19 protein-coding genes and 1 tRNA gene are annotated in these 21,752 nt (G+C 64.8%); 6 read left to right on the top strand and 14 right to left on the bottom strand.

The genetic code is table 11. The annotated features are described in order from the left end of the window. Positions 1-2: 2 nt before the first annotated feature. The 7 genes from D3260_RS11965 to zapE form a co-directional block, all read right to left on the bottom strand. Positions 3-1,481: a hypothetical protein gene (locus tag D3260_RS11965; protein ID WP_120098839.1), complete on the bottom strand. Its 1,479-nt coding sequence runs from the start codon at positions 1,479-1,481 to the stop codon at positions 3-5. After that, complete coding sequence (locus D3260_RS11960) at positions 1,478-2,215, bottom strand: SDR family oxidoreductase (RefSeq protein WP_120098838.1); 738 nt, start codon at positions 2,213-2,215, stop codon at positions 1,478-1,480. Before D3260_RS11960 ends, D3260_RS11965 begins: the two co-directional genes overlap by 4 nt. Continuing rightward, the gene (locus D3260_RS11955) at positions 2,212-3,540 is read right to left on the bottom strand and encodes an FAD-binding oxidoreductase (RefSeq protein WP_120098837.1); all 1,329 of its coding nucleotides are present in this window, start codon (positions 3,538-3,540) and stop codon (positions 2,212-2,214) included. The genes D3260_RS11960 and D3260_RS11955 overlap by 4 nt, the downstream gene beginning before the upstream one ends. Beyond that, positions 3,537-4,970 (bottom strand): UbiA family prenyltransferase, encoded by a 1,434-nt coding sequence (locus tag D3260_RS11950; protein ID WP_120098836.1) that lies wholly within the window; start codon positions 4,968-4,970, stop codon positions 3,537-3,539. Before D3260_RS11950 ends, D3260_RS11955 begins: the two co-directional genes overlap by 4 nt. Then, positions 4,967-5,923 carry a lysylphosphatidylglycerol synthase transmembrane domain-containing protein gene (locus D3260_RS11945; protein ID WP_158583519.1) on the bottom strand — a complete coding sequence of 319 codons (957 nt, stop codon included), beginning with the start codon at positions 5,921-5,923 and terminating at the stop codon, positions 4,967-4,969. Before D3260_RS11945 ends, D3260_RS11950 begins: the two co-directional genes overlap by 4 nt. Before the next feature lie 278 nt (positions 5,924-6,201). Then, entirely contained in the window at positions 6,202-7,812 is a 1,611-nt protein-coding gene (locus tag D3260_RS11940; protein ID WP_120098898.1) for a long-chain fatty acid--CoA ligase, read from the bottom strand. Positions 7,813-7,976: 164 nt separating this feature from the next. Then, complete coding sequence (zapE, locus tag D3260_RS11935) at positions 7,977-9,071, bottom strand: cell division protein ZapE (RefSeq protein ID WP_120098834.1); 1,095 nt, start codon at positions 9,069-9,071, stop codon at positions 7,977-7,979. Between the two features lie 53 nt (positions 9,072-9,124). Between zapE and xerD the strand changes: the two genes are divergently transcribed. Continuing rightward, positions 9,125-10,039, top strand: a complete 915-nt coding sequence (xerD, locus tag D3260_RS11930) for a site-specific tyrosine recombinase XerD (protein ID WP_120098833.1) — start codon at positions 9,125-9,127, stop codon at positions 10,037-10,039. Between the two features lie 13 nt (positions 10,040-10,052). Next, positions 10,053-10,619, top strand: a complete 567-nt coding sequence (locus tag D3260_RS11925) for a class IV adenylate cyclase (protein ID WP_120098832.1) — start codon at positions 10,053-10,055, stop codon at positions 10,617-10,619. 372 nt (positions 10,620-10,991) lie between these two features. Here D3260_RS11925 and fdxA read toward each other — a convergent pair whose 3' ends face one another. After that, entirely contained in the window at positions 10,992-11,315 is a 324-nt protein-coding gene (gene fdxA / locus D3260_RS11920) for a ferredoxin FdxA (RefSeq protein ID WP_120098831.1), read from the bottom strand. 280 nt (positions 11,316-11,595) lie between these two features. After that, on the bottom strand, positions 11,596-12,177 hold the full coding sequence (locus tag D3260_RS11915; protein WP_233544054.1) for an NUDIX hydrolase: 582 nt from the start codon (positions 12,175-12,177) through the stop codon (positions 11,596-11,598). 144 nt (positions 12,178-12,321) lie between these two features. Between D3260_RS11915 and ppc the strand changes: the two genes are divergently transcribed. The 3 genes from ppc to D3260_RS11900 all read left to right on the top strand — a co-directional run bounded on the left by ppc (position 12,322) and on the right by D3260_RS11900 (position 16,196). After that, positions 12,322-15,123, top strand: coding sequence for a phosphoenolpyruvate carboxylase (ppc, locus tag D3260_RS11910; protein WP_120098829.1), 2,802 nt, complete (start codon positions 12,322-12,324; stop codon positions 15,121-15,123). 5 nt (positions 15,124-15,128) lie between these two features. Then, a complete protein-coding gene (locus D3260_RS11905) occupies positions 15,129-15,740 on the top strand; it encodes a hypothetical protein (protein WP_120098828.1) in 612 nt (203 codons plus the stop codon). A 69-nt stretch (positions 15,741-15,809) separates the two neighbouring features. Further along, positions 15,810-16,196 (top strand): hypothetical protein, encoded by a 387-nt coding sequence (locus D3260_RS11900; RefSeq protein WP_120098827.1) that lies wholly within the window; start codon positions 15,810-15,812, stop codon positions 16,194-16,196. A 470-nt stretch (positions 16,197-16,666) separates the two neighbouring features. Here the strand turns inward: D3260_RS11900 and D3260_RS11895 are convergent, their stop codons facing one another. The 5 genes from D3260_RS11895 to dacB all read right to left on the bottom strand — a co-directional run bounded on the left by D3260_RS11895 (position 16,667) and on the right by dacB (position 20,377). Next, a complete protein-coding gene (locus D3260_RS11895; RefSeq protein ID WP_199671487.1) occupies positions 16,667-16,873 on the bottom strand; it encodes a SlyX family protein in 207 nt (68 codons plus the stop codon). Beyond that, positions 16,866-17,345 carry an HIT family protein gene (locus tag D3260_RS17930; protein WP_158583517.1) on the bottom strand — a complete coding sequence of 160 codons (480 nt, stop codon included), beginning with the start codon at positions 17,343-17,345 and terminating at the stop codon, positions 16,866-16,868. Before D3260_RS17930 ends, D3260_RS11895 begins: the two co-directional genes overlap by 8 nt. 124 nt (positions 17,346-17,469) lie before the next feature. Then, positions 17,470-18,108 (bottom strand): hypothetical protein, encoded by a 639-nt coding sequence (locus D3260_RS11885; protein ID WP_120098824.1) that lies wholly within the window; start codon positions 18,106-18,108, stop codon positions 17,470-17,472. A gap of 509 nt (positions 18,109-18,617) precedes the next feature. Then, positions 18,618-18,704: transfer RNA gene (locus D3260_RS11880), tRNA-Leu, on the bottom strand. Positions 18,705-18,862: 158 nt separating this feature from the next. Then, complete coding sequence (gene dacB, locus D3260_RS11875) at positions 18,863-20,377, bottom strand: D-alanyl-D-alanine carboxypeptidase/D-alanyl-D-alanine-endopeptidase (protein WP_120098823.1); 1,515 nt, start codon at positions 20,375-20,377, stop codon at positions 18,863-18,865. A 105-nt stretch (positions 20,378-20,482) separates the two neighbouring features. On the opposite strand from dacB, the gene tgt reads away from it, so the two are divergent. Continuing rightward, on the top strand, positions 20,483-21,625 hold the full coding sequence (gene tgt, locus D3260_RS11870) for a tRNA guanosine(34) transglycosylase Tgt (protein WP_120098822.1): 1,143 nt from the start codon (positions 20,483-20,485) through the stop codon (positions 21,623-21,625). The last annotated feature ends 127 nt before the right edge of the window (positions 21,626-21,752 follow it).

The raw sequence follows: 21,752 nt of genomic DNA, 5'->3' as shown, positions 1-21,752 counted from the left end.
CCTCATGATGGCGACGGGCGATGCCGAAGACGCATCGCAATCGCCTGGAGGCCGCGCAGTGCCAGCACGGCGATGAACGGCTCGATCGCGAAACGGAATCGCTGGTTCTCGTCGATCTCGAAGGCATTGCCGACCACGCTCACGTAGAGTACGTTGAGCCAGCAGAACAACAACAGGGCATCGCCTTGCGACAGATGCCGCTCTCGCAGACAGCGGATGGCCACGAGGGCACCGAAACCGACCGCCAGCAGGTAACCGGCCATGATGAACCAGCCGACATGGCCGATCCGGAGCGCGAACGTCGCAGTCTGCGGATAGATCGGCTGTCCCGCGATCAGCTTGCCGTAGAGCCGGTTCCACGGGGCGAGATGTGTGCGGTTTTCGCCAAGCAGCGGATAATCGCTGGCCGGTCGGAAGAACATCAGCCAGGCTGTGCCGACACTGCGGGCGAAGATGCCGGGATGGGCTCGAATCGTGGCCAGCGCATCCCGCGTGGCGATATCGGCGCGTTGTGCAAAACGCGCATAGTTGTAATTGACCGCACCCGTGGATTTATAGAGCGTATCCAGCACCGGGCTGCCGGTCTGCGGTGGGCCGCCCAGCACGTCGATATCGGCCGCGCGTAGGCCGTAGGCGCGGTCATCGCGGGCCAGCGGCGACAGCCGGCCCTGGCGTATGAGCGTCTCGCGTGTCTGCGGCGAGAGCTTGAGCGTGGTCATCTTGGCCAGACTCAGTCCCAGCCAGTCGGACGTGGAGAACTGGCCGACAAGCACCACGTTCTTGGCATACAGCGCAAGGATCAGTACCAGCGGGACAAGAGCCGCCAACCCGACGCGTCGCCTGGCGCCAGGTGAGGCCAGGATCACGAAGACGGCGAGCACGATGAACCATTCGATCTGGAACAGCGATCGCGTATAGATCAGCCCCGTCATGGCCAGGAACAGCAGCAGGCCACGACCGTAGCCGGGCCGGGCCAGACAACGGTCGAGACAGCACGCGATCAGCACGAGCCAGGCCAGTACCATCAGAGTGTAGTAGGGCATCGCCTCGTAGAGCACGAACGCCGGCGAACAGATGAAGATCGCCATCACGATCAGCGCGGTGCGCTGCTCCACTCGGGCGCGATGGAGAAGGTCGTGGCTCAGGGCGATGGCCACAAGCGCGAGAGCGCCGTAGAAAACACGGAAGATCCAGGTCAGGCCAACCGGCCCGACGGCCAGCGCGTCGCCCAGCTTGAGCAGCGCCCCGATCGCCAGATTGTACAGGGGCGGCTGGCCGGGCATGTGTAGCACACCGGCCAACAGATCATGGCGCAGCACCTCGGGATCCAGCAGCTGCCAGGCGGTATTCAGGGTGTCGAGATGAAACGCCACGCCCGCCTGCCAGGCCAGCGCGCGCGACACGAGATAGATCAGGCCGAGCAGGGCCAGATCGCCGGCGCGTCCGGCCGCTCGCCATCGGGCGCGCAGGCGAGCGATCACAGCTTCGTGCGGTGGAACACCGGGCGCGGCACCATCCGGATGATGGCCATGATCAGCCGCCAGAAGCCTGGCGTGTAGATCTCGGCACGACGCTTGTCCATGGCGGTTACGATGTCGCGTCCGACGCGCTCGGCGTCGGCGAACAGCGGGCCCTTGTCGATCTCGGCGGTCATCGGTGTGTCGACCAGCCCGGGCTTGATCGTCAGGATATCGATATCGGTATCGGCCAGACGATGACGCAGGCCGTCGAGAAAGGCCGCCAGTCCGGCCTTGGCGCTGCCGTAGACATAATTGCTGGCCCGCCCGCGATCACCGGCCACCGAGCCGATCACCGCGATCAGCCCGTGGCCCTGGGCCTCGAGTCGATTCGCGATCGCGGTGACCAGTGCGATCGGCGATACGGCATTGGTATGCCAGGCCGCGACGGCGCTCGCCGGATCGGCCTCGCAGGCCTGTTGGTCGGGCAGTGTGCCGTAGGCCACCAGAACCTGGTCAATCACGCCCAGAGCGTCGACCGCGGCATCGAGCATCGCGCCGTGCGCGTCCAGGTCGTCGGCGTCCATGGTGTGGGTGCCGGCCTGCGATGCGCCCCGAACCTTCAGGTCTTCGGCGATCGGGGCAAGCTTGTCGGCCCGTCGGGCGACCAGATACAGGGCATCGCCGCGTTCGGCGAAGCGACGAGCCGCACGCTCGGCGATGGCCGAGGTCGCGCCGATGATGACGATATTGCTCATGCATGCTCTCCGGCGATGCGGCGCCAGAACGTCGAGGAGAAGGCAGGATCGATCTGGTCCGCGAATTGAGGCCAGCGCGGGAAGAACTGGCGAAAGGCTTCGGGCGCCATGCGGGCGTCCTTGGCCGGGTAGACGGCGCCGTCGGCAGCACGCACGACGCTGTCCAGTGCATCGAGCAGCTGCGTGGTCTCGGCGCCGCGATTGGGGAAATCCAGGGCCAGCGTGGCCCCGGGGCGCGGAAACGACAGCAGCCCCGGCGACGGGATGTCGCCGAAGATCTTGAGGACCGACAGGAATGACCCCTGGCCGGCCGCGGCGATGCGCTCGAGCAGTTCGGCAATGACGGCCGGCGCGTCGCCGGGCGGGACCACGCACTGGTACTGATAGAAACCGCGCGGCCCGTAGACCCGGTTCCAGTGACGAACGGCATCCAGCGGATAGAAATAAGGCTGGTAATGCGAGGCCGCACGATCGCGTCGTCGAGCGCGTCGATGGAAATACAGACTGTTCAAGGGCCCGAGCGTGGCGCGGTTCACCAAGGAAAATGGCGGCGTGGCGAACACGCTCGGCCCGGGCCCGCGCGGGCGTTGTCGCGGCTGGGCCAGTCCGGACAGATGGTTGGCCCGCATGAACCAGCCGCGGCCGAGCCGATTGCCGCGGGCGCTGCAGTCTACCCAGGCGACAGTGTACTCATGGCTGTCGGCCGAGTTTGCCGAGAGCGCGAAGAAATCCGCCAGTGTCTCGAAACGAATCGTCTCGACGTCCATGAACGGCCCGGGGATGCGCTTGAGCCGCAGTTGCACGCGCGTGATCAGGCCGGTCAGGCCGAGTCCGCCGATGGTGGCAGCGAACAGGTCGCGATGTGCATTGTCGGCGCGGCAGTGAATCTCGCCGACATCGCTTCGCCAGAGATCGAACGCGGCGACATGCGCCCCGAACGTGCCGGCCACGTGATGATTCTTGCCATGCACATCATTGGCCAGCGCGCCGGCGATGGTAACGAACTGCGTGCCGGGTGTGACCGGCAGGAACCAGCCGGCCGGCACCCCAAGACGCAGAATATCGCCGAGTTGCACGCCGGGTTCGCATTCGATGACGCCGGTTCCGGCGTCGAAGGCGATGAACCGGTCGAGGGCAGCGGTATCGATCAGGCCGCCGCCGTCGTTACGTGGCACATCGCCGTAGCTGCGACCACAACCGTAGGCCAGCCACGAGACATCGCGGGCCTCCGGCCGTGCATCGGCCCGCTGTGCGGGCCGCAAGACACGGGCCGGTCCCTCGTGGCCCGGCAGGCGACCCCAGCTGGAATAGGCAGCGTCGGTCATAGGGCGGCGATCATGATCAGTCCGCCGAGCAGAATACAGATCTGGCTGGCGCGATCCCGGGCAGCGAAGACGATCGGGTCATCGGTCATGCGTCCGCGCATCGTCATGAGCCAGATCCGGCTGATCCAGTACAGCACGACCGGGCACAGCAGCCAGACCCGCGCGGGATGATCGTACTGCTCCGTGATGTCCGGGCTGTTGATGTAGAGGGCAAGAATCACCACAGCGGCATAGCCGGCCGCTGTGCCCAGGGTCTTGAGTGTTTCGATATCCGCTTCACGATAACCGCGGCCGAGGGAGGCCGTATGGCCGGAGCGCACCAGCAACAGCTCGGTGCAACGCTTGGCCATGGCCAGGCTCAGGAACATCGACATCGACAGCGCAAGCAGCCAGAACGACAGATGGATGCCGGTCGCCACGCCGCCGGCGATCAGCCGCAGCGTATAGAGCGCGGCCAGCGTGACCACGTCGATCAACGCCACACGCTTGAGCACCATCGAATAGGCGAGTGTGAGCACGTAATACATGCCCAGTACCGCCCCGAACAGCGGCGGCAGGAACAGGGCAATGAGCGCGGCGGTGGCCATGAGCACCGGAATGGCGATGATGCCGTGCAACAACGGCAGGGCACCGCTGGCCAGGGGACGGAATCGCTTGTTGGGATGCTGGCGATCATCGGACAGATCGACGAGATCGTTGAGCAGATAAACGCTCGAGGCCAGCAGACCATAGGCCAGAAACGCCATGCAGGCCGCCGCCAGCGTGTCGATGCCCACGAGCGAGTGCGTGGCCATCAGCGGGACGAAGATCAGGATGTTCTTTGCCCACTGATACAGCCGCATGGCACGCAGCCATGTCGCAATGCCACGATGGGGACGATCGAAGCTCTCGGTCACGTGAACGTTGCGTTCGGCCCAGTCGCGTGTCCCGTTGTCGGCGCCAACCAGCAGCGTGCCCTGTGCCGATGCCCAGATCACGCGATCGTCGCTGTGATCGGCGGCGTACTCGAAGGGGGTGTCGTCGCCGAGATAGGCTCGTATCGCGGCCAGCTTGCGCTCGCCCGACAGATTCGTTGTCTCGTCGCTGGCCAGGACGGCCTCGAACAGCGACAGATGCGCAGCCACGGCCTCGGCATATCGTCGATCGGCGGCCGTGGCCAGCACGATACGCCGGCCGGCGGCGTGTTCGGTCTCCAGATACGCGATGAATGCGCGATTGTAGGGCAGGCGGCCGACATCGAGCGCCGCGCGGCTGGCGATCTCGTGTTTGAGCGTGGCCTTGCCGGCACACAGCCACGCCGGCATCTTGAGCAGGCTCCGAGGGCGCTCGCGTGCCAACACGAATGCTGATTCGATCAGCAGATCCGTGTGAACCAGCGTGCCGTCGAGATCGACGACCAGCGCAGCGTCGGAAGCACTAGCTTGCGTCATGTGGAAGGTCTCCCGTGGGCAGGCAGCCAGCGGTGTTCGATTTCCAGTGCCACGAGACAGCACAAACCGAGCAGTACCGCGAACCAGAGTGTCGCCAGGCGGGCGATGAGTACGACGGTCAACGCGGCGGTACTTGCGATGCCGGTCAGTTTCAGCAGAATGGTCATGGCGGCTTCCGTACTGCCGAGCCCGCCCGGCACGAACGACAGCGCCCCGATCAGCATGCTCGTGGCATAGATACCCACCGCCATGGTCACGCCGAGCGAGATATCCAGCCGGTCGGCGATCAGATACAGCGCCACACCCTCGGCTGCCCAGGCCAGGCAACCGATCAAAAAGCCCCCGATCAACGGTCGCCACGACAACAGCACGAACGCCCGCTCCCAGGCGTGGACGAAGACATGCGCCACGCCGGCGATCATGCCATCGGCGCCTTCGACCCGGCGTTGGACATATTTTAGCAGCCGACGGTTGTGCATCGCCGCGAGCAGGCCCGCGATCACGGCCAGTGGGGCGATCACCCAGACGGCGTAGCCGCTGAACGACAGGATCGCCAGACAGGACAGGGCGATGATCGCCAGTAGATCCAGCAGGCGCTCGGCGAACATCGCGGCCACGCTGTGCGCATAAGGAATGCGACGACGCGCCAGATAGACCGCTCGCACGCCTTCGCCGGCCTTGCCCGGCGTGGTGGTCAGCGCGAAACCTGCCAGATAGACCAACAGATGCCGCACGAGCGGCACCCGATGCCCCAGCCAGCGCATGTAACCGTGCCAGCGGACGAATCGAAGACCGTAGTTGGCGAGCGACAGACCGAATATGCCGAGCCAGCCGGCAGGATCCATGCGCTGTATGGCCGCGAGCGTTCGCTGCCCGTCGATACCGGCGACGAGCGAAAAATAGAGTAGAACGCCGATCGCCAGCGAAGCGACGACGGTGGTCAGGCGCGGCAAGCGAGTTTCACCGTCATGCCGTACAGGTCGTCGGGAAGCGCCCGACATGGTGCAGCTTGAGCGCAGTTTATTGGCATACGATCCGTACCTGAGTCAGGCCCCGATTCCCCTCGTGCCAATCGTGAATATGTCGATCGGCGCGAAGGCTAGCAAACCGTAAAGCGCCCGCAAGCTGAACGGGAACGATTTCATCGGCCTGCGTGAACCGGTCCGTATCCGGGGCCATCCGGGCGGATCGATCGGGCCTGGCCAACGATCACGCCGGATGCGGCTCGCGGCTACTCGTCGGGCTGGAGTGTCGCCCGCAGGGCGAGCTTGCTGAACTTGCCGGTGGCCGTGCGCGGGATCTCGTCGACGAAGACATAGGCCTCCGGCACCATCCACTTCGGCAGCCGGGCGAGTAGATGCGTCCGGATATCGGCGTCGGTGAGCGTTTGCCCGGCGCGCGTGACGATCGCGGCCAGCGGTCGTTCACCCCAGGTCTCGTCGGGCTGGGCGATGACCGCTGCCTCGGCCACGCCGGGATGGCCCATGATCTCGTTTTCGAGATGGACCGAGGAAATCCATTCGCCGCCGGATTTGATGACATCCTTGGTGCGGTCGGTGATGTCGACATAACCGTCGGCGTCGATCGTGGCGATATCCCCGGTTCGCAGCCAGCCGTCCGTGGTGAACTTGTCGCGGTCGTTGTCCAGGTGATAATAGCTGCCGGCAATCCACGGGCCGCGGATCTGCAGCTCGCCCATCGTCCGGCCGTCGCGCGGGGCGAGCCGGCCAGACTCGTCGACGATACGTGTCTGGGTGAGGGCGACCGTGGTGCCGACCGTGGCCCGGCGGGCGTAACGTGCGTCCTCGTCGAGTTCGGCCACCGCGGGCTTGATCCCGCCGCTCGTGCCCATCGGCGAGGTTTCCGTCATGCCCCAGGCCTGGACCAGTGTCAGGCCGTGGCCGTCGAAGCGTCGCAGCATCGATTCCGGTGCGGCCGAGCCGCCGACGACCATGCGCAGATCCGCGCGCAGATCCCAGCGATCGGGTTCGGCGTCCAGCGCGTTGAGAATCCCCATCCAGATGGTCGGCACGCCGGCCGAGATATTGACGCGCTCGGCGGCGTACAGATCGAGCAGACTGGCGGCGTCCAGATGTGGACCGGGCAGGACCTGTTTCGCGCCCGTCAATGCAGCCGAGTAGGGCAGACCCCAGGCATTGACGTGGAACATCGGCACCACCGGCAGCACGGTGTCGTTGTAGGACAGATCGAGATTGTCCGGCAGTGAGGAGGTCAGCGCATGCAGTACCGTCGAGCGGTGTGAATACAGCACGCCCTTCGGACGCCCCGTGGTGCCCGAGGTGTAGCACATGCCGCAGGCATCGTCTTCGTGTTTTGCGGGCAAGACGAAGTCGGCCGGCGCATCGGCGAGCAGGGTTTCGTAATCGGTGTAGGCCGGATCAACCGACTCGCCGGTCAACGGTACGACGATGATCCGTTCGACATTGATGGCATCGGCGAATCGTGCATAGAGCGGCAACAGTACATCGTCGACGATCAGGATCCGGTCCTCGGCGTGATTGATGATCCAGGCGATGTCCTCCGGCGCGAGCCGGATATTGACCATGTGACAGACGCCGCCCATCGCCGGGATACCGAAATAGGCCTCGAGATGGGCGTAGGTGTTCCAGCCCAGCGTGGCGACCCGGTCGCCGGGCTGGATGCCTGCGGCGTGGAGCGCGCCGGCCAGCCGCCGCGCGCGCTCGGCCATGTCGCCGTAGGTCTGGCGATGCAGACGCTTGTCCGGCAGTTGCGTGACAATCTCGTGATCGGCGAATTCCGTGGCCGCACGTACGAGAATATCGTCGATCAGCAGGGGGCAGTCCATCATGGACGATCGCATGGGCGTCTCCGTGGCCGGTATCAACATCGTCAGGCCGCCGCCCGCCGGCCCGATGGCATCCGGCAGAGCGACCGTGCGAAACGCTCAACGTGCCCGCCCGCCCGGCGATCGTCCACGCATCTTTCGGCGTATACGGACGCCGGATCAATGGTAGCGATGCGTTGTCAGTGTCGGTGGGCGGTACCGATGTACTCGGCCGTGCTCATCTCGTGAAGCCGGCTCGCGGTACGCTCGAACTCGAAGGTGAGGGCTGTGCCGGCATACAGATCGTCGGGGCCGGCGTCGGCGGAGACGAAGAGATTGACACGCCGATCATAGAATTCGTCCACGGCGTTGATGAAACGACGCGCCGCGTTCTCGTCACGATCGGTGAGTATCGGGATGTCCGAAATCATCACGACGGGATATTCCCGGGCGATCTCGATGTAGTCGCCGGCCGAGCGGGCGCTGCGGCACAGCGCGTCGAAGTCGAACCAGACGGCGTTGTCGGCCCGATAACGCGTGGCGATCTTGCGGCCGGTGATCTCCACGTTGCCGGCGTGGACGACGCGCCCGGCGGCCAGGCGGTCGAAACTCTCGCCGAGCCGAGCATCCGCTTCCGGGCCGCTCGGGGTCTGATAGGTATCCGACTCCTCGATGTGGTCGAGTCGATAATCCGTACCGTCGGCCAGATGCATGACACGACAGTGTGTCTTGATGCGCTCGATCGCCGGCAGAAAGTTCTCGCGCTTGAGGCCATCGGAATACAGATCGTCCGGATCCACGTTGGATGTGGCGACCAGCGTGACGCCGCGTTCGAAAAGCGCGCCGGTCAGACGCGACAGAATCATGGCATCCGCGATGTCGGAGACGAAGAATTCGTCGAAGCAGAGCACCCGGTCGGCGGCCCATTCCTCGGCGATCTTCACCAACGGATCCTGCTGGTTGGCGTAGCGCTTGCGCGCGGCATGCACCTTGGCCATGAAACGATGGAAGTGCAGCCGCGTCTTGTCCTCGAACGGCAGGCTGTCGAAGAAACAGTCCATCAGATAGGTCTTGCCGCGCCCGACGCCGCCCCACAGATACAGCCCGGCGACGGGCTCGCGTTTCTTGCGGCGTCCGAACAGCCCGTGGCTGGTGGTGCGCTGTGCCACCAGTGCCTGGTGAATGTCCTCGAGTGCGGCAACCGCTTCGGCCTGTGCCGGGTCACGCGCGAAATCGGCGCGTTCGAGATCGGCCTCGTAGCGTTGCTGCGGGGAGAGCGGAGTCGGTCGGGACATGGAAAACCGGGGCCTGGCTGGCTCGACAAAGCCAAACATTATACGCTCGCGTGATGGCTGCCATCGACGCTATCGAACCCGCTGTCGTCGACGTGATCGAGCGTTTTCTCGACGGTCTCTGGGCCGAACGCGGCCTGTCCGACGCGACACTGGCGGCCTACCGTACCGATCTGGCGCGTTTTGCCGGCACGAGCCAGTGTCCGTCGGCGGGTCTGCTGGCCGCGACGGCCAGCGATATTCAGGCCTATCTGGCGACCGTGAACAAACCCGGCAGCAGCCCGCGCAGTGCTGCCCGGCTTCTGTCGAGTCTGCGTCAGTTCTATCGCTACCAGCAGCGGGCCGGCGCCATCGAGAGCGACCCGACCGCGCTGATCGACATGCCAAGCCAGGGCCGGCGCTTGCCCAAGACGTTGACCGAGGCCGATGTCGAGGCCCTGTTGAAGACGCCGGACGCCCAGACCGATCTCGGGCTGCGCGACCGGGCGATGCTGGAACTGATGTACGCCGCCGGGTTGCGTGTTTCCGAACTGGTCGGTGCCACGCTGGCTCAGGTCAACACGCGCCAGGGTGTGATCCGCGTCATCGGCAAGGGCCAGCGCGAACGGCTCGTGCCACTTGGTGACGTGGCCGGCGAATGGATCGCGCGGTACACGGCCACGGCGCGTTCCGTGCTGCTCGGCGCCCGGCGCTGCGATGCGTTGTTCGTCACCGGCCGCGGGCAGGGAATGACAAGACAGAACGTCTGGCACCGCATACGGGGCTATGCCCAGCAGGCCGGGGTATCAGCCCACGTTTCGCCACACGGTCTGCGCCATGCCTTCGCCACGCATCTGCTCAATCACGGTGCGGATCTGCGTGCGGTCCAGATGCTGCTCGGCCATGCCGATCTCTCCACGACCCAGATCTATACACACGTCGCCCGTGCCCGTCTGAAGGCCCTGCACGGCGCCCATCATCCGCGCGGCTGAGACGACGCGCCACGTGGCACGCAATATTGAAATCAAGGCCCGGATCGCGGATCGCGCGACGTTTGCCCGGCGGGTTGTTGCGCTGGCCGGCGATCGGATCGCGACGATGACCCAGACGGACTGGTTCTTCGGCTGCGCCAATGGGCGTCTGAAACTGCGTGATTTCGGCGATGGCCACGGCGAACTCATTGCCTACCGTCGCCCGGACGAGACGGCGGCTTCCATCTCGTCTTACACGCGAACACCGACCGATGATCCAGACGGTCTGCGCCGGGCGTTGGCCGATGCGCTTGGTGTGCACGGCCGGGTTCACAAGACCCGCTGGCTCTATCGTGTCGGACGTACGCGAATCCATGTGGACCGCGTGGCCGGGCTCGGCGATTTCATGGAACTTGAGGTAGTGCTGGCGGATTCGGCCGCCGTGGCAGACGGTGAGGCCGAAGCCACCGATATCGCCCGCCGACTCGCGATTGATGCCGCCGACCGATGTTCGTCGGCCTACGTCGATATGCTGTCGCAGGTTGCCGCCGCCGATTGTGACGAGGATGACCAGGCAATCTCATCATCGTGGCGTCGGTAGTGCCGCCCACGGCCGTCTTCTGGACAGGCGTATGCCACGTGTCGTGCCGGCAGGCGGCGGCGACGCCGACCGGCCCTTGGGCCTGTTGAGGTTTCGTTCGAGCGCCTTTTCGTCGAGAGACCACAGTGTGTTCTGCAAGGCGCGAGTCGCCGATCGCGGTGTGCCACGATTCAGGCTCGCAACGCCGCCGGGCGGGATTTGTGGCCCAACCCTTCGGGACAAGCGCCCCAAAAATCAAGAACACGACGGCAATCCAGCGTTGTCGCCCGCTGGTGCAGAATCACGGCACGGCGCGCACTACGCCTCGTCTTGCCGCCCATCGTCAATGTCAGGGCGCGCTTGGCGCGGACTCGCACGAAACCTCAACAGGCCCTAGCGTTCCAGCAGCTCGCGCTTGTTCGGCTTGTCGGCCCACTCGTCGGCATCGTCCGGCGGTGTCTTGACCTCGGTGATCACAGGCCATTTGCTGGCCAGCTCTGCGTTGAGCGCCAGGAAATCGGCCTGGTCCTCGGGCAAATCATCTTCGGAGACGATTGCCTCGACCGGGCATTCCGGTTCGCAGAGGGTGCAATCGATGCACTCCTCGGGATCGATGGCCAGAAAATTCGGGCCTTCATGGAAGCAGTCCACCGGGCAGACTTCCACGCAATCGGTGTATTTGCACTTGATGCAGTTTTCGGTGACAACGAAGGTCATTGCGTCAGCCTCGTCCCTCGGAAATCGACAGATGGTTGAATGGCAAACGGCGGCAGTCTACCAGCAGGCGCCGGTTTCGGAAGGCCACAGGGCGCGATCGACGCCGTATTATTAATCCGGCACCAAAACAGCTGACGACGTCAGCTGTTTTCGACGCCATCGAAAAGAAACGCCGGCGGCTATCCGTCGTTCATTTTCAATGCCTTCGCAGCCGCTGTCTGCGGCGCGGTTAATAACGAAGCCGAAAAGACGTTGCCGGCTCGAGCATGACCTGCCGTGCTCAGGCCGGATCGCGGGCCAGATGCATCGCGTTCCAGTCCTGGGCATCCAGTCGCTCGACGTGCAGCCCGTTGTGGCCACGGCGTCGGTCATCGACATAGCGCTCAAGCGTGCGATGAATCGTCGGAAAGGCCAGTTGCGCCCAATCGATCGCGGCCGGATCGACGAAGGCGACTTCGCTGCTTTCCGGACCGGCCGGCATGCGTTCACCGATCAGCGTGGCGGTGAAGAACATATGGACCTGGCCGATGTGCGGCACGTCCAGCATCGAGAACAACTGCGGGTCGGTCACGGTGACGCCGGTTTCCTCGAACGTCTCGCGCACCGCGCCCTCGGCGGTGGTCTCGTCGAGCTCGAGAAACCCTGCCGGCAGTGTCCAGAAATCCCGCCGTGGTTCGATGGCGCGTCGACACATCAGGATCGCACCGTCGTACTCGACGATGCAGCCAACGACATTGCGCGGATTGTCGTAGAAGATCTCACCCGTGGCGGTACAGACATTGCGCTTGCGATCATCGCCTTCGGGAATGCGGTATTCGGTGGGCGCGCCGCAGTTCGGGCAGAAGCGCATTGGTCGAGGCATGGCACAACACACGCAGATCCTGGAAACCGGCATCCTACCGCAGCGTGGTCTTTGCGACAGGCCCGACGAGGCGATGACTGCAGATTCGACCCGAAACGCTGCTATCCTCGGTCCCAGGGAAAACGATTCCAGAACCAATCGAATATGAATCCAGCGATCAACGAAAAGCATCCCGCCACCGGCTCGGCCGACCAGGCTGCGGCCGATCGCGAACTGCGTGCTCAGGTCCGACGCGCCGGCGCGCTGCTGGGCGACGTGCTGCAGTCTCAGGCGCGCTCGGAAGTCTTCGATACGGTCGAGGCGCTGCGGCGCGGCTTCATCGGCCTGCGCGAGAATGACGACGCCGAGGAACGCGCCCGTCTGATGGCGCTGATCGACGAGCTGCCCGCCGAAACCATGACCGAGGTCACCCGGGCGTTCGCGATCTACTTCAATCTGGCCAATCTGCTGGAAGAGCTGCATGCCCATCGCACGCGACGCCAGCTCGCCGCCGACGGCGACCCGCGCTGGCTGGGCTCGTTCAATCGCACGTTCGCCGACATGGCCGCCGACGGGGTGTCGCTCGACGATCTTCTGGGGCGTCTCGAGAAGCTGTCCTTCATTCCGGTATTCACCGCGCACCCGACCGAGGCCAAGCCGCGCGCGGTACTCGACTCGCTGCGACGTATCTTCGAGTGGTTCCAGGAACTCACCTTCGGCAACCCTGACGAGCTCAAGCGTGCCGAGATCGAAGAACACATCCGCCAGAACATCCAGGTGCTCTGGAAGACCGAGGAGCTGCGTCGCTCGCGGCCGACGGTCGAGGACGAGATCCGCAACGGCCTGTATTACTTCCGGGCTTCGTTGTTCGCCAGTGTTCCGCAGATCTACAACAACCTGGAAAAGGCGCTGGCCAAGGCCTACGGTGTCAAGGCAGTGGATGCGCCGCCGGTGCTGACCTTCGGTTCCTGGATCGGGGGCGATCGCGACGGCAACCCGTACGTGACTGCACGCGAGACACGCTACGCGCTGCGTCTGCAATCGCGCGAGATTCTTCAGGAATACGAACGACGGATCGACGAGCTGTCGAGCCGGCTGTCCTTTTCGGCGCGCTGGTGTGCGCCCAGTGATGCCTTTCTCGCCTCGCTCGAGGCGGACGAACAGCGTATCGCTGCCCATACCGGCGTGCGTCCCGAGCGCTATGCCGCTGAGCCGTATCGGCGCAAGCTCTATCTGATGCGGCGCCGCATCTCGGCGATGATCGATCAGATCCAGACCGAGCTGCGACTGCGCGCCGAGCGCAGCGAACGGCCGCCGCTGGCCTATCATGCCGCCGACGACCTGCTCGAAGACATCCGTATCATGCGTGAATCGTTGATCGGCCACGGCGACGAGGCCATCGCCAACGACCGCATCAAGGATCTCCAGCGTCTGGTCGAGACCTTCGGTTTCCATCTTGCCCGTCTGGATCTGCGCGAGGAGTCCACCCGTCACACGCAGTGCGTGCACGAACTCATGGCCGCGCTCGAGATCGAGCCCGACTACGACTCGCTCGACGAGGACGGGCGCGTGGCGGTGCTCAACCGCGAGCTGGGCCGTGACGAACTGCCGGCCATCGGGCGGGTAGACGTGTCTTCCGACGTCGAGGACACGCTGGAATCGCTGGACGTGGTCTGCGAATTCACGCGCACGCTGGGCCATGCGGCCTTCGGCAGCTACGTGATCTCCATGACCCACAGCGCCTCCGACGTGCTGGCACTCGTCTGGCTGATGCGCATGACCGGCGTTTACGACCCGGCCGGCGATGTCCGACCGCCGCTCGGCATCGCGCCGCTGTTCGAGACCGTGGCCGATCTCGAGCACATCGAGCCGGTACTCGACAAGCTGCTCGAGAATCCGCACTACCGGGCTTTTCTGGAAGCCGGCGAAACCGACGGCACGAAGCGTCAGGAGGTCATGCTCGGCTATTCGGATTCGTGCAAGGACGGCGGCATCATGACCTCACGCTGGCAGCTCTATCGCGCCCAGCAGGAGGCGGTCGCGCTGTGTGAGCGGCACGGCATCGACTGCACGCTGTTCCACGGTCGGGGCGGCACCGTCGGTCGCGGCGGCGGGCCGACGCATCAGGCCATCATGAGCCAGCCGCCGGGCACGGTGCGCTCGCGCATCAAGTTCACCGAGCAGGGCGAGATGATCTTCGCCAAGTACTCGAATCCGGAAACGGCGGTCAACGAGCTCACGCTCGGCGTCACCGGCACGCTCAAGGCCAGCGCATCGCGCCCCTCGGATGCGGACTATTCGGATGTCGCGGCCCGGCTCGCGGATGCGGGGGAGCGCTTCTATCGCGATCTCACCGAGAACACCGAAGGCTTTTTCGATTACTTCAAGGCGGCCACACCGACGACCGAGATCGGGGCGCTCAACATCGGGTCACGGCCGAGTTCGCGCCCGTCGCGGGCCAAGCTCGACAAGGGCTCGATCCGGGCCATCTCCTGGGTGTTCGCCTGGGCACAGTCGCGGCACACGCTCCCAGGCTGGCTCGGTCTCGGCACGGCACTGACCGAAGCCGGAGTCGAGGCCGAGACACTGCAGCGTCTCTATCAGGACTGGCCGTATTTCCGGACCATCATCGATAACGTGCAGATGTCGCTGGCCAAGGCCGACATGCCGATCGCGACCGAATACGCCCGTCTGGCTGCCGATCATGCCCATGTCTTCGATGCGATTCGCGCCGAGTATGACCGCGCGGTCAGCGGCGTGCTGAGGATCACCGGCGAAAAGCAGATCCTGGACGACGATCCGGTACTCCAGACCTCGCTGGACCGGCGCCGGCCGTATCTCGATCCGCTCAACCATATCCAGACCGCGGCTCTGACCCGTTATCGCGAAAACGGCGATCGCGTCTGGCTGGATCCGGTACTGCGCTCGATCAACGCGATCGCGGCCGGCATGCGCAACACCGGCTGACGGCTGTGTCGGTGCGTATCCGTGGCGATGGGCATCGGCGAAGCGGTGCGTTTCACCAGAGCGTGCTGCTGCGGCTGGCATATCGACTCGTGCTCGCCGCGGCTCTGGCCGGCGCGATGTCGGTGTGCGGAATGGGTTCGGCCATCGCGGCCGAGCCGACGGCTGCGACCACATCCGCGCAGTCGCCCGGTAGCGCGACGCAACGACCGTTGTACCTGGAGATCGTGCCCGCCGAGACGGCGGGCGATGATCGTATCCTGCCGGCGGATCTGGTCGAGGCGATGGCCCGCGAGACGCTCTCCGGCCTGAAACGTGCCGTCATCACGCTCGACGTCGGCCAAACGCCGCCGGACCGGGTTCAGGTGCTGCGTATCATGGTGCTCACCAGCCGGCATCAGGACGAGACCGGCAGCGTCTACACCGCGGCGGCCACGACGAGCCTGTTCACCACGCCCAGGCGTGGCCAGGCCGTCGATGCGCTTCGTTACCAGGGCATGCAACAGGAACTTGTCACTTCGGGTAACGCCGATGATGCCCGGCGTCGGCTGCGTGAACACTTCAAGACCGATCTCGCGCGTCGTGTCTCCGATGCCATGGCCGCATTGCCGGGCGACTGATTCATCGCACCTCGGCTGCGGCTGTTATCCTTCGCCGCGTTCAATCCATTGCCACAAGGAAGAGACGTCATGGCCGAGAACATGCCGGAAATCAAGATCGATGCCGACAACATGTATCGCGAGGAATCCTTCACGGATCTCAAGGTCGGCAGTATCCGCAAACTGACGCCGGTCACCGCCACCGGCGAGGACGACACGAGCCGGGACGTGCATTACGAAGGCTCGGCCAGCCTGATGACGCCGGCAGGCAACCTGCCGTTGTCGTTCGATCTCGAAGCCAGCGATCTGGCCGAGGCCATCGAGAAGTTTCCGGAGGCCGTCAACGCCGCCGCCGAGCGCGCGATCGACGAGCTCAAGGAAATGCAGCGTCAGCAGAGTCAGCGTATCCAGGTGCCGGGCCAGGGCGGCGACGGTGGTTACGGCGGCGGCCAGGGCGGCGGTCGTATCCAGTTCTAGGGCGTGTTAACCCTTTGGGTGCAACCCGACGGGACGGCGGTCCTTTTCCGCAATCCGGCGTTGCCGTTCGCGACGCCAGAATGACGGCCGTACGCGCCCGATGCCTTGGCTTGCAAAAAATGCGCGCCAGCGCGGCGCACGCGGGACGTGTTAACAGGCCTGGGGCCTGTTGATGTTTCGTGGGAGTCTGCGCGAAGTTCGCCCTGAAGTTGACGATGGGCGGCAAGACGAGGCGTCGCGGGCGCCGCGCAGTCATGCGGCGCCTGCGTGCTGGAACGCGGGATTGCCGTCGTGTTTTTGATTTCGGGGTACTTGCCCCTTTCGGGTGGGCCGCCCATGAAAAATCGACGATGGGCGCCCTGCGGCGTTGCGAGTCTGGATCGTGGCACGCCACGATCGGCGACTCGCGCCTTGCCGGACACACAGCGGTCTCTCGACGAAAAGGCGCTCGAACGAAACATCAACAGGCCCTAGTAGTGCGGCGGCGGCGCGTCGTCGACCGGGGCGTCGGATTTCGTTTCGCGTAGCTGCTCGATCTGTTGTTCAAGCTGGCGACAGCGCTCGCCCAGGCGGTCGAGCATCTGGCTTTGACGATAGATCTGTGTGCTGAGCTGCTCGATCGTATCGTCCTGATAAGCGATGCGGACCTCGAGTTCGGCGAGAGTCGGCTCAGCCACGGGCAGACTCGATCCGGCTCAGGCGCAGTGCTTGGCTCAGGTCGGTGATCAGCCGCTCCAGTGTCTCGGCGTCATAGGCCGGGCCGCTGCCGGGCAGATGGCCCCAGACCGGTTTCGGCCAGCAGACATCGTCGTATTGGCGCGCCACCACATGGATGTGCAACTGCGCGACTTCATTGCCGATCGCGGCAACGTTCATCTTGTCGGCCTCGAACCAGTCGCAGGCGAACGCGCTCAGCTGGCGCAGCTGGAGGGCGATGCGCTCGTATTCCGCATCGTCGAGTTCCTGCCAGTCCGTCGCATCGGTATCGGGCACGAGAAGCAACCAACCGATGGCCGCATGGCGGTGCAGCAGCACGGTCGCGCGCTCGAGACGGCCGATGACATGGCAGTCGGCGACCAGCCGCGGATGCAGGCGGGCAATGGGGTCGGAGGCGGCTTGTCGAGCCGCGGTCGGGGCAACAGAGCTCACGGAGACTACTTGGCCTTTGTCGTCGAGTGACATGCGTGGATATTTCGAGTCCTGCGCATGATACAAGTTCCGTTCGGCAGGGCCATGACAGCGCCATCGTCGCGTCGGAACCGAGAGGCGAGCGTCATGTCATCTGCGCAAGCCAGTATTGCATCCGTTGTCGCGAGCGGCGATTCGTCAGGCGGGATGTGGCGACGGTCTCCGGCCGTACGCGCAGGGCCTCATTGTCGTCGCGGCGGATGAGAAAACGACGTGCAAAACCGAGCGCACGCGCATCCGGCCCGTAGTTGATGATGGCGGTCACATCGACCGACTGCAGATCCTGCGTCTGCAGGATGGTGCGATCGGGGTCGATGAGGCCATGGTCCCGCGCGGCCTTGTCGATCAGTGAATCGAACCGGCCGATCCGCATGGCGTGACCGGACAGTAACGGGCCCTGACGCGTCACCGAGGTCCCGCTGTCGTCCATGCCACGAGCGCTCTCGGCGCGATCGAGGTCGGTGATCGACGATGTGTAGCGGGCCTCGCCGGTGTTCAGTGCCAGCACGAGACACTGGATATAGACCGGTTCGTGACTCATGTTGCTGACCAGACACACAGAGGCGCAATCGTCGCCGTAGCACTGGTTGATGAGCACGCGCGCCACGCGCTGACGCCGGAAACTGTGCGTGAGCAGCTGGGCATAGAAAAACCACAGTGCCACGGTGACCAGACCGGAGACGGCCGAAAGTGCCGATGCATTGTCTTGGATCCAGGACCACATAATATCTCGTCTTTTTGGGGCGGATGGCCGTTATCGGAGGCGGGCGGGCGACGTGCGATGGTCATCGCCGGTCAGGGATGTCGATTCAGCGGTGGTCTTCCGATTTCGGGCAGGCACCGCGAGTGTCCGGGCCAATCGCCGTGCCGGCTTGCACGCGATGCACGGTTCCTGGGGGCGGGGTGTTGGTCGTTATGCTAAGGAACCTCTGATCTATTCATCTACGGTCGCGCCGGTGTCTTTTGCGCGCGTCTGACAAGACGCCGCGAGCGCCGTTTGCTGAATGCAAATGAGCGAGCGGCAACGCCGCTCAGGCGCGCGCAAAAGCCCGGCCGCCAAGCGGTTTGGCCCAAAAGGCCGCGCTACGGCGTTATGTGCACGACGGTCAATACATGGAAGGTCTTCGCGCATCTGGCACGGTCTGCGGCGGCGACCGCCGAGACGCCGGAGGCGATTTCAGTGGCGATGCGATGAAACGGCTCGACACATGCTGCCGTCCGTCATCGGGATCGTGGTGCCCGGGGCGAGACTCGAACTCGCACTCTGTCACCAGAATCGGATTTTGAGTCCGACGCGTCTACCAGTTCCGCCACCCGGGCCACGACGCCGCGCAGTATAACGACGTCGGCGCGCCGGGTGAAGAAAAATTCGCGGCAATCCGAATCTGCCTGTGCTCGAACACGACCTGTGGCGGTGTTGTGGCGCAACCAGCCGTCGACCGTTCGGCTCGTATCGCGACGATGTCATGCACCATGCGTCAGTAGTTCGCCAGGATGTTCTCCAGATCGTGCTGATACGCGGTCACCGTCTGTTGATAGCTCAGCGCCGGATCCTGCCTGGTGCCGTTGATCACGATGCCGAAGGCCGCAAAGCTGCCGTCGGACAGCCGCATGTAGCCGGCCAGGGCCCGCACGGTGACCGGTTCGGACAGGGTGCCTGTCTTGGCAACGATACGAGTCTGGAAGTCGAAATCGCCTTGCTTGAGCGTGCGTGAAGGTGCCGACAAGGGCACGGGAATAGCGCCGTAGAACGACGGGAAGAGGGCGTTCTGATGAAACATGTAGTCGAGTAGCGAGACCAGATCGCGCGCCGAGAGGTTGTTGCCGAGCGACAACCCGCTGCCGCTGGTGAAGTCGGCGCCGCCGCGCTTGAGCTGTGGATAGGCGAACTGGTTGGCACGTTCGGAAAGTGCTTCGAGCGATTGTGCGGCGCGGGGCAGCGTGAGCGGCAGGTTGTAGCCACTGTCGGCGGCAACGTCCAGCGTCAACGCATCGGCCATGTAGTTGTTGGAATAGGCCAGCATCGGGATCAGCTGCTCGGCGAGCGAGCTGCTTTCCACGGTGGCGAGCGTCGCCCCCTCGCTGTCGACGTCACTGGATCGCGTGCGAACACGGCCCTGGACGTGTACGCCGGCATTGGCCAGTAGTGCCGAGAGCACGCGGGCGGTCTCGTCCGCGGCGCCGGTGACCGCACGTTGCAGATCGTATGGCCCGTAGCCGACCGGCAGCGTGCCGCGCAGATGGAGCGTCGAGCGGCCGTTGGCATAGGTGCGCCAGGCCATGACGCCCGCCTTGCCGTCGCGGGAGACGGTTCGAACCTGGTTGTCGATGTCGTAACCGGGCAGGTCGGCCGGATGCAGAGCCACCTGTACCGTCGCGCCGCTGTGTGCGCCCGGATAGAGGCTGGCGGTGACGGTGCCGAAGTTCACGCCGGCCGAGGACAGCGGGGCGCTGTAGGCATGCGAGGCGCGGGTCTTGGCGTTGCAGCGATCCTGGGTGAGACAGGGCACGGTGCCCCAGAGCCCGTCGTCGACGATCAGATCACCCGTGACGCTGTGTACGCCGCGGGCCTGCAACCGGGCGACGAGTTCGCGTAGATGCTTGTTGTCCAGTGACGGGTCCCCGCCGCCGACGAACACCAGGTCACCGTCGAGCGTATTGCCGCGGACCAGGCCGTGGCTGGCGAATCGGGAAGTGAATCGATGATCCGGGCCAAGCTGCTGCAGTGCGGCCGAGGCCGAGAACAGCTTGCTCACCGAGGCCGGCGTTAGTCGCTGATCGGGGTTGAGCGACGCGATGGTCGCCCTGTCGGACAACCGAACCACCATGGCCGAGACCTGGGCATGCGAGGCGAGATTGCGCAGGTTGGACAGATCCGCCGGCGCTGCAACTGCGCCGAAACTGGCGAGCCATAGAACGAACAGCGGGCCAAGCCGCGCAGAGCCGCGGGTTGTCTGGCGCCACAACGACTTCGCGAGCACGACGGCGGTCATGTTGGGTTTCCTTGGGAGCGATCGGCGCCAGTCTAGGCACAGACTTGCAGGCGAAACAATCGCCCGTGATCGACGCCTGTCCGCGCGGCGACTAAACTGCGCGCCATGACGATCTACGAACCGCTATCGCGCGCCGGCGAGGCCCGGCGTGGTCGTGTCCATCTGCCGCACGGTACCGTCGAGACCCCGGCTTTCATGCCCGTCGGCACCTACGGCACCGTCAAGGGCATGACGCCGCCGGAGCTCGAGGGGCTGGGGGCCGAGATCGTGCTCGGCAACACTTACCATCTGATGCTGCGTCCCGGCACCGAAATCGTCGAAGCTCACGGCGGGCTCCACGAGTTCATGCAGTGGGAGCGCCCGATTCTGACCGACTCCGGCGGCTTCCAGGTGTGGAGCCTGGCCGAGATGCGCAAGCTCAGCGAGGACGGAGTGGCCTTCCGCTCGCCGCTCGACGGAGCCAAGTGGTTCCTCACGCCCGAACGCTCGATCGCCGTGCAGCATTCGCTGAATTCCGACATTGTCATGTGTCTCGACGAATGCACGGACTTCCCGGTCGCCAAGACTGCGGCCGCCGAGTCGATGCGGCTGTCGATGCGCTGGGCCGCACGCTGTCGCCAGGCCCACGGTGATTCACCGAACAAACTGTTCGGCATCAATCAGGGCAGCGTCTATTCCGATCTGCGGGCCGAGTCGATGGCCGCTCTCGTGGATATCGGGTTCGATGGTTATGCCATCGGCGGCGTATCGGTCGGTGAGGGATGGGACGACAAGGCCGCCGTTCTCGACAATATCCTGCCGCTGACGCCGGCCGAGGCACCGCGTTATCTCATGGGGGTCGGCACGCCGTCCGATCTGGTTGCCGCCGTGGGCTACGGCATCGACATGTTCGACTGCGTGATGCCCACACGAAACGCCCGCAACGGTTATCTGTTCACCCACGACGGCATCGTCAAGATCAAGAACGCCGTGCACAAGCACGATACCGGCCCGCTCGATCCGGCCTGTGATTGTTACACCTGTCGCCACTACAGCCGGGCGTATCTGCATCATCTGCATCGCTGTGGCGAGATTCTCGCGGCCCGTCTGAACACCTGGCACAACCTGGCTTATTACCAGGGGCTGATGCGTCGCATCCGCGAGGCCATCGAAGCCGGTGACTATGCTGCCTTCCAGCGTGCTTTCTTCACGTCGGCCGAGGGGGCCGGGACGCCACAGGCCGCACACGGCGGTTACGGCACGGCCTGACCCGACTGTGGCGCTCGCCTTGGTGCCCGGCGCGGGCCTTGTGGCGGCATTGTTTCGATGGCCGTCGGCGGCCGGTGTGTCATACGAAACGCGATAGACCCTATGGCATACTGTGGCGCTCGATTTG

The organism is Salinisphaera sp. Q1T1-3, from assembly GCF_003602005.1.
Lineage (GTDB): Bacteria > Pseudomonadota > Gammaproteobacteria > Nevskiales > Salinisphaeraceae > Salinisphaera.
Note: the sequence above shows the minus strand (reverse complement) of the source record. Positions and strands in the feature narration are given on the sequence as shown.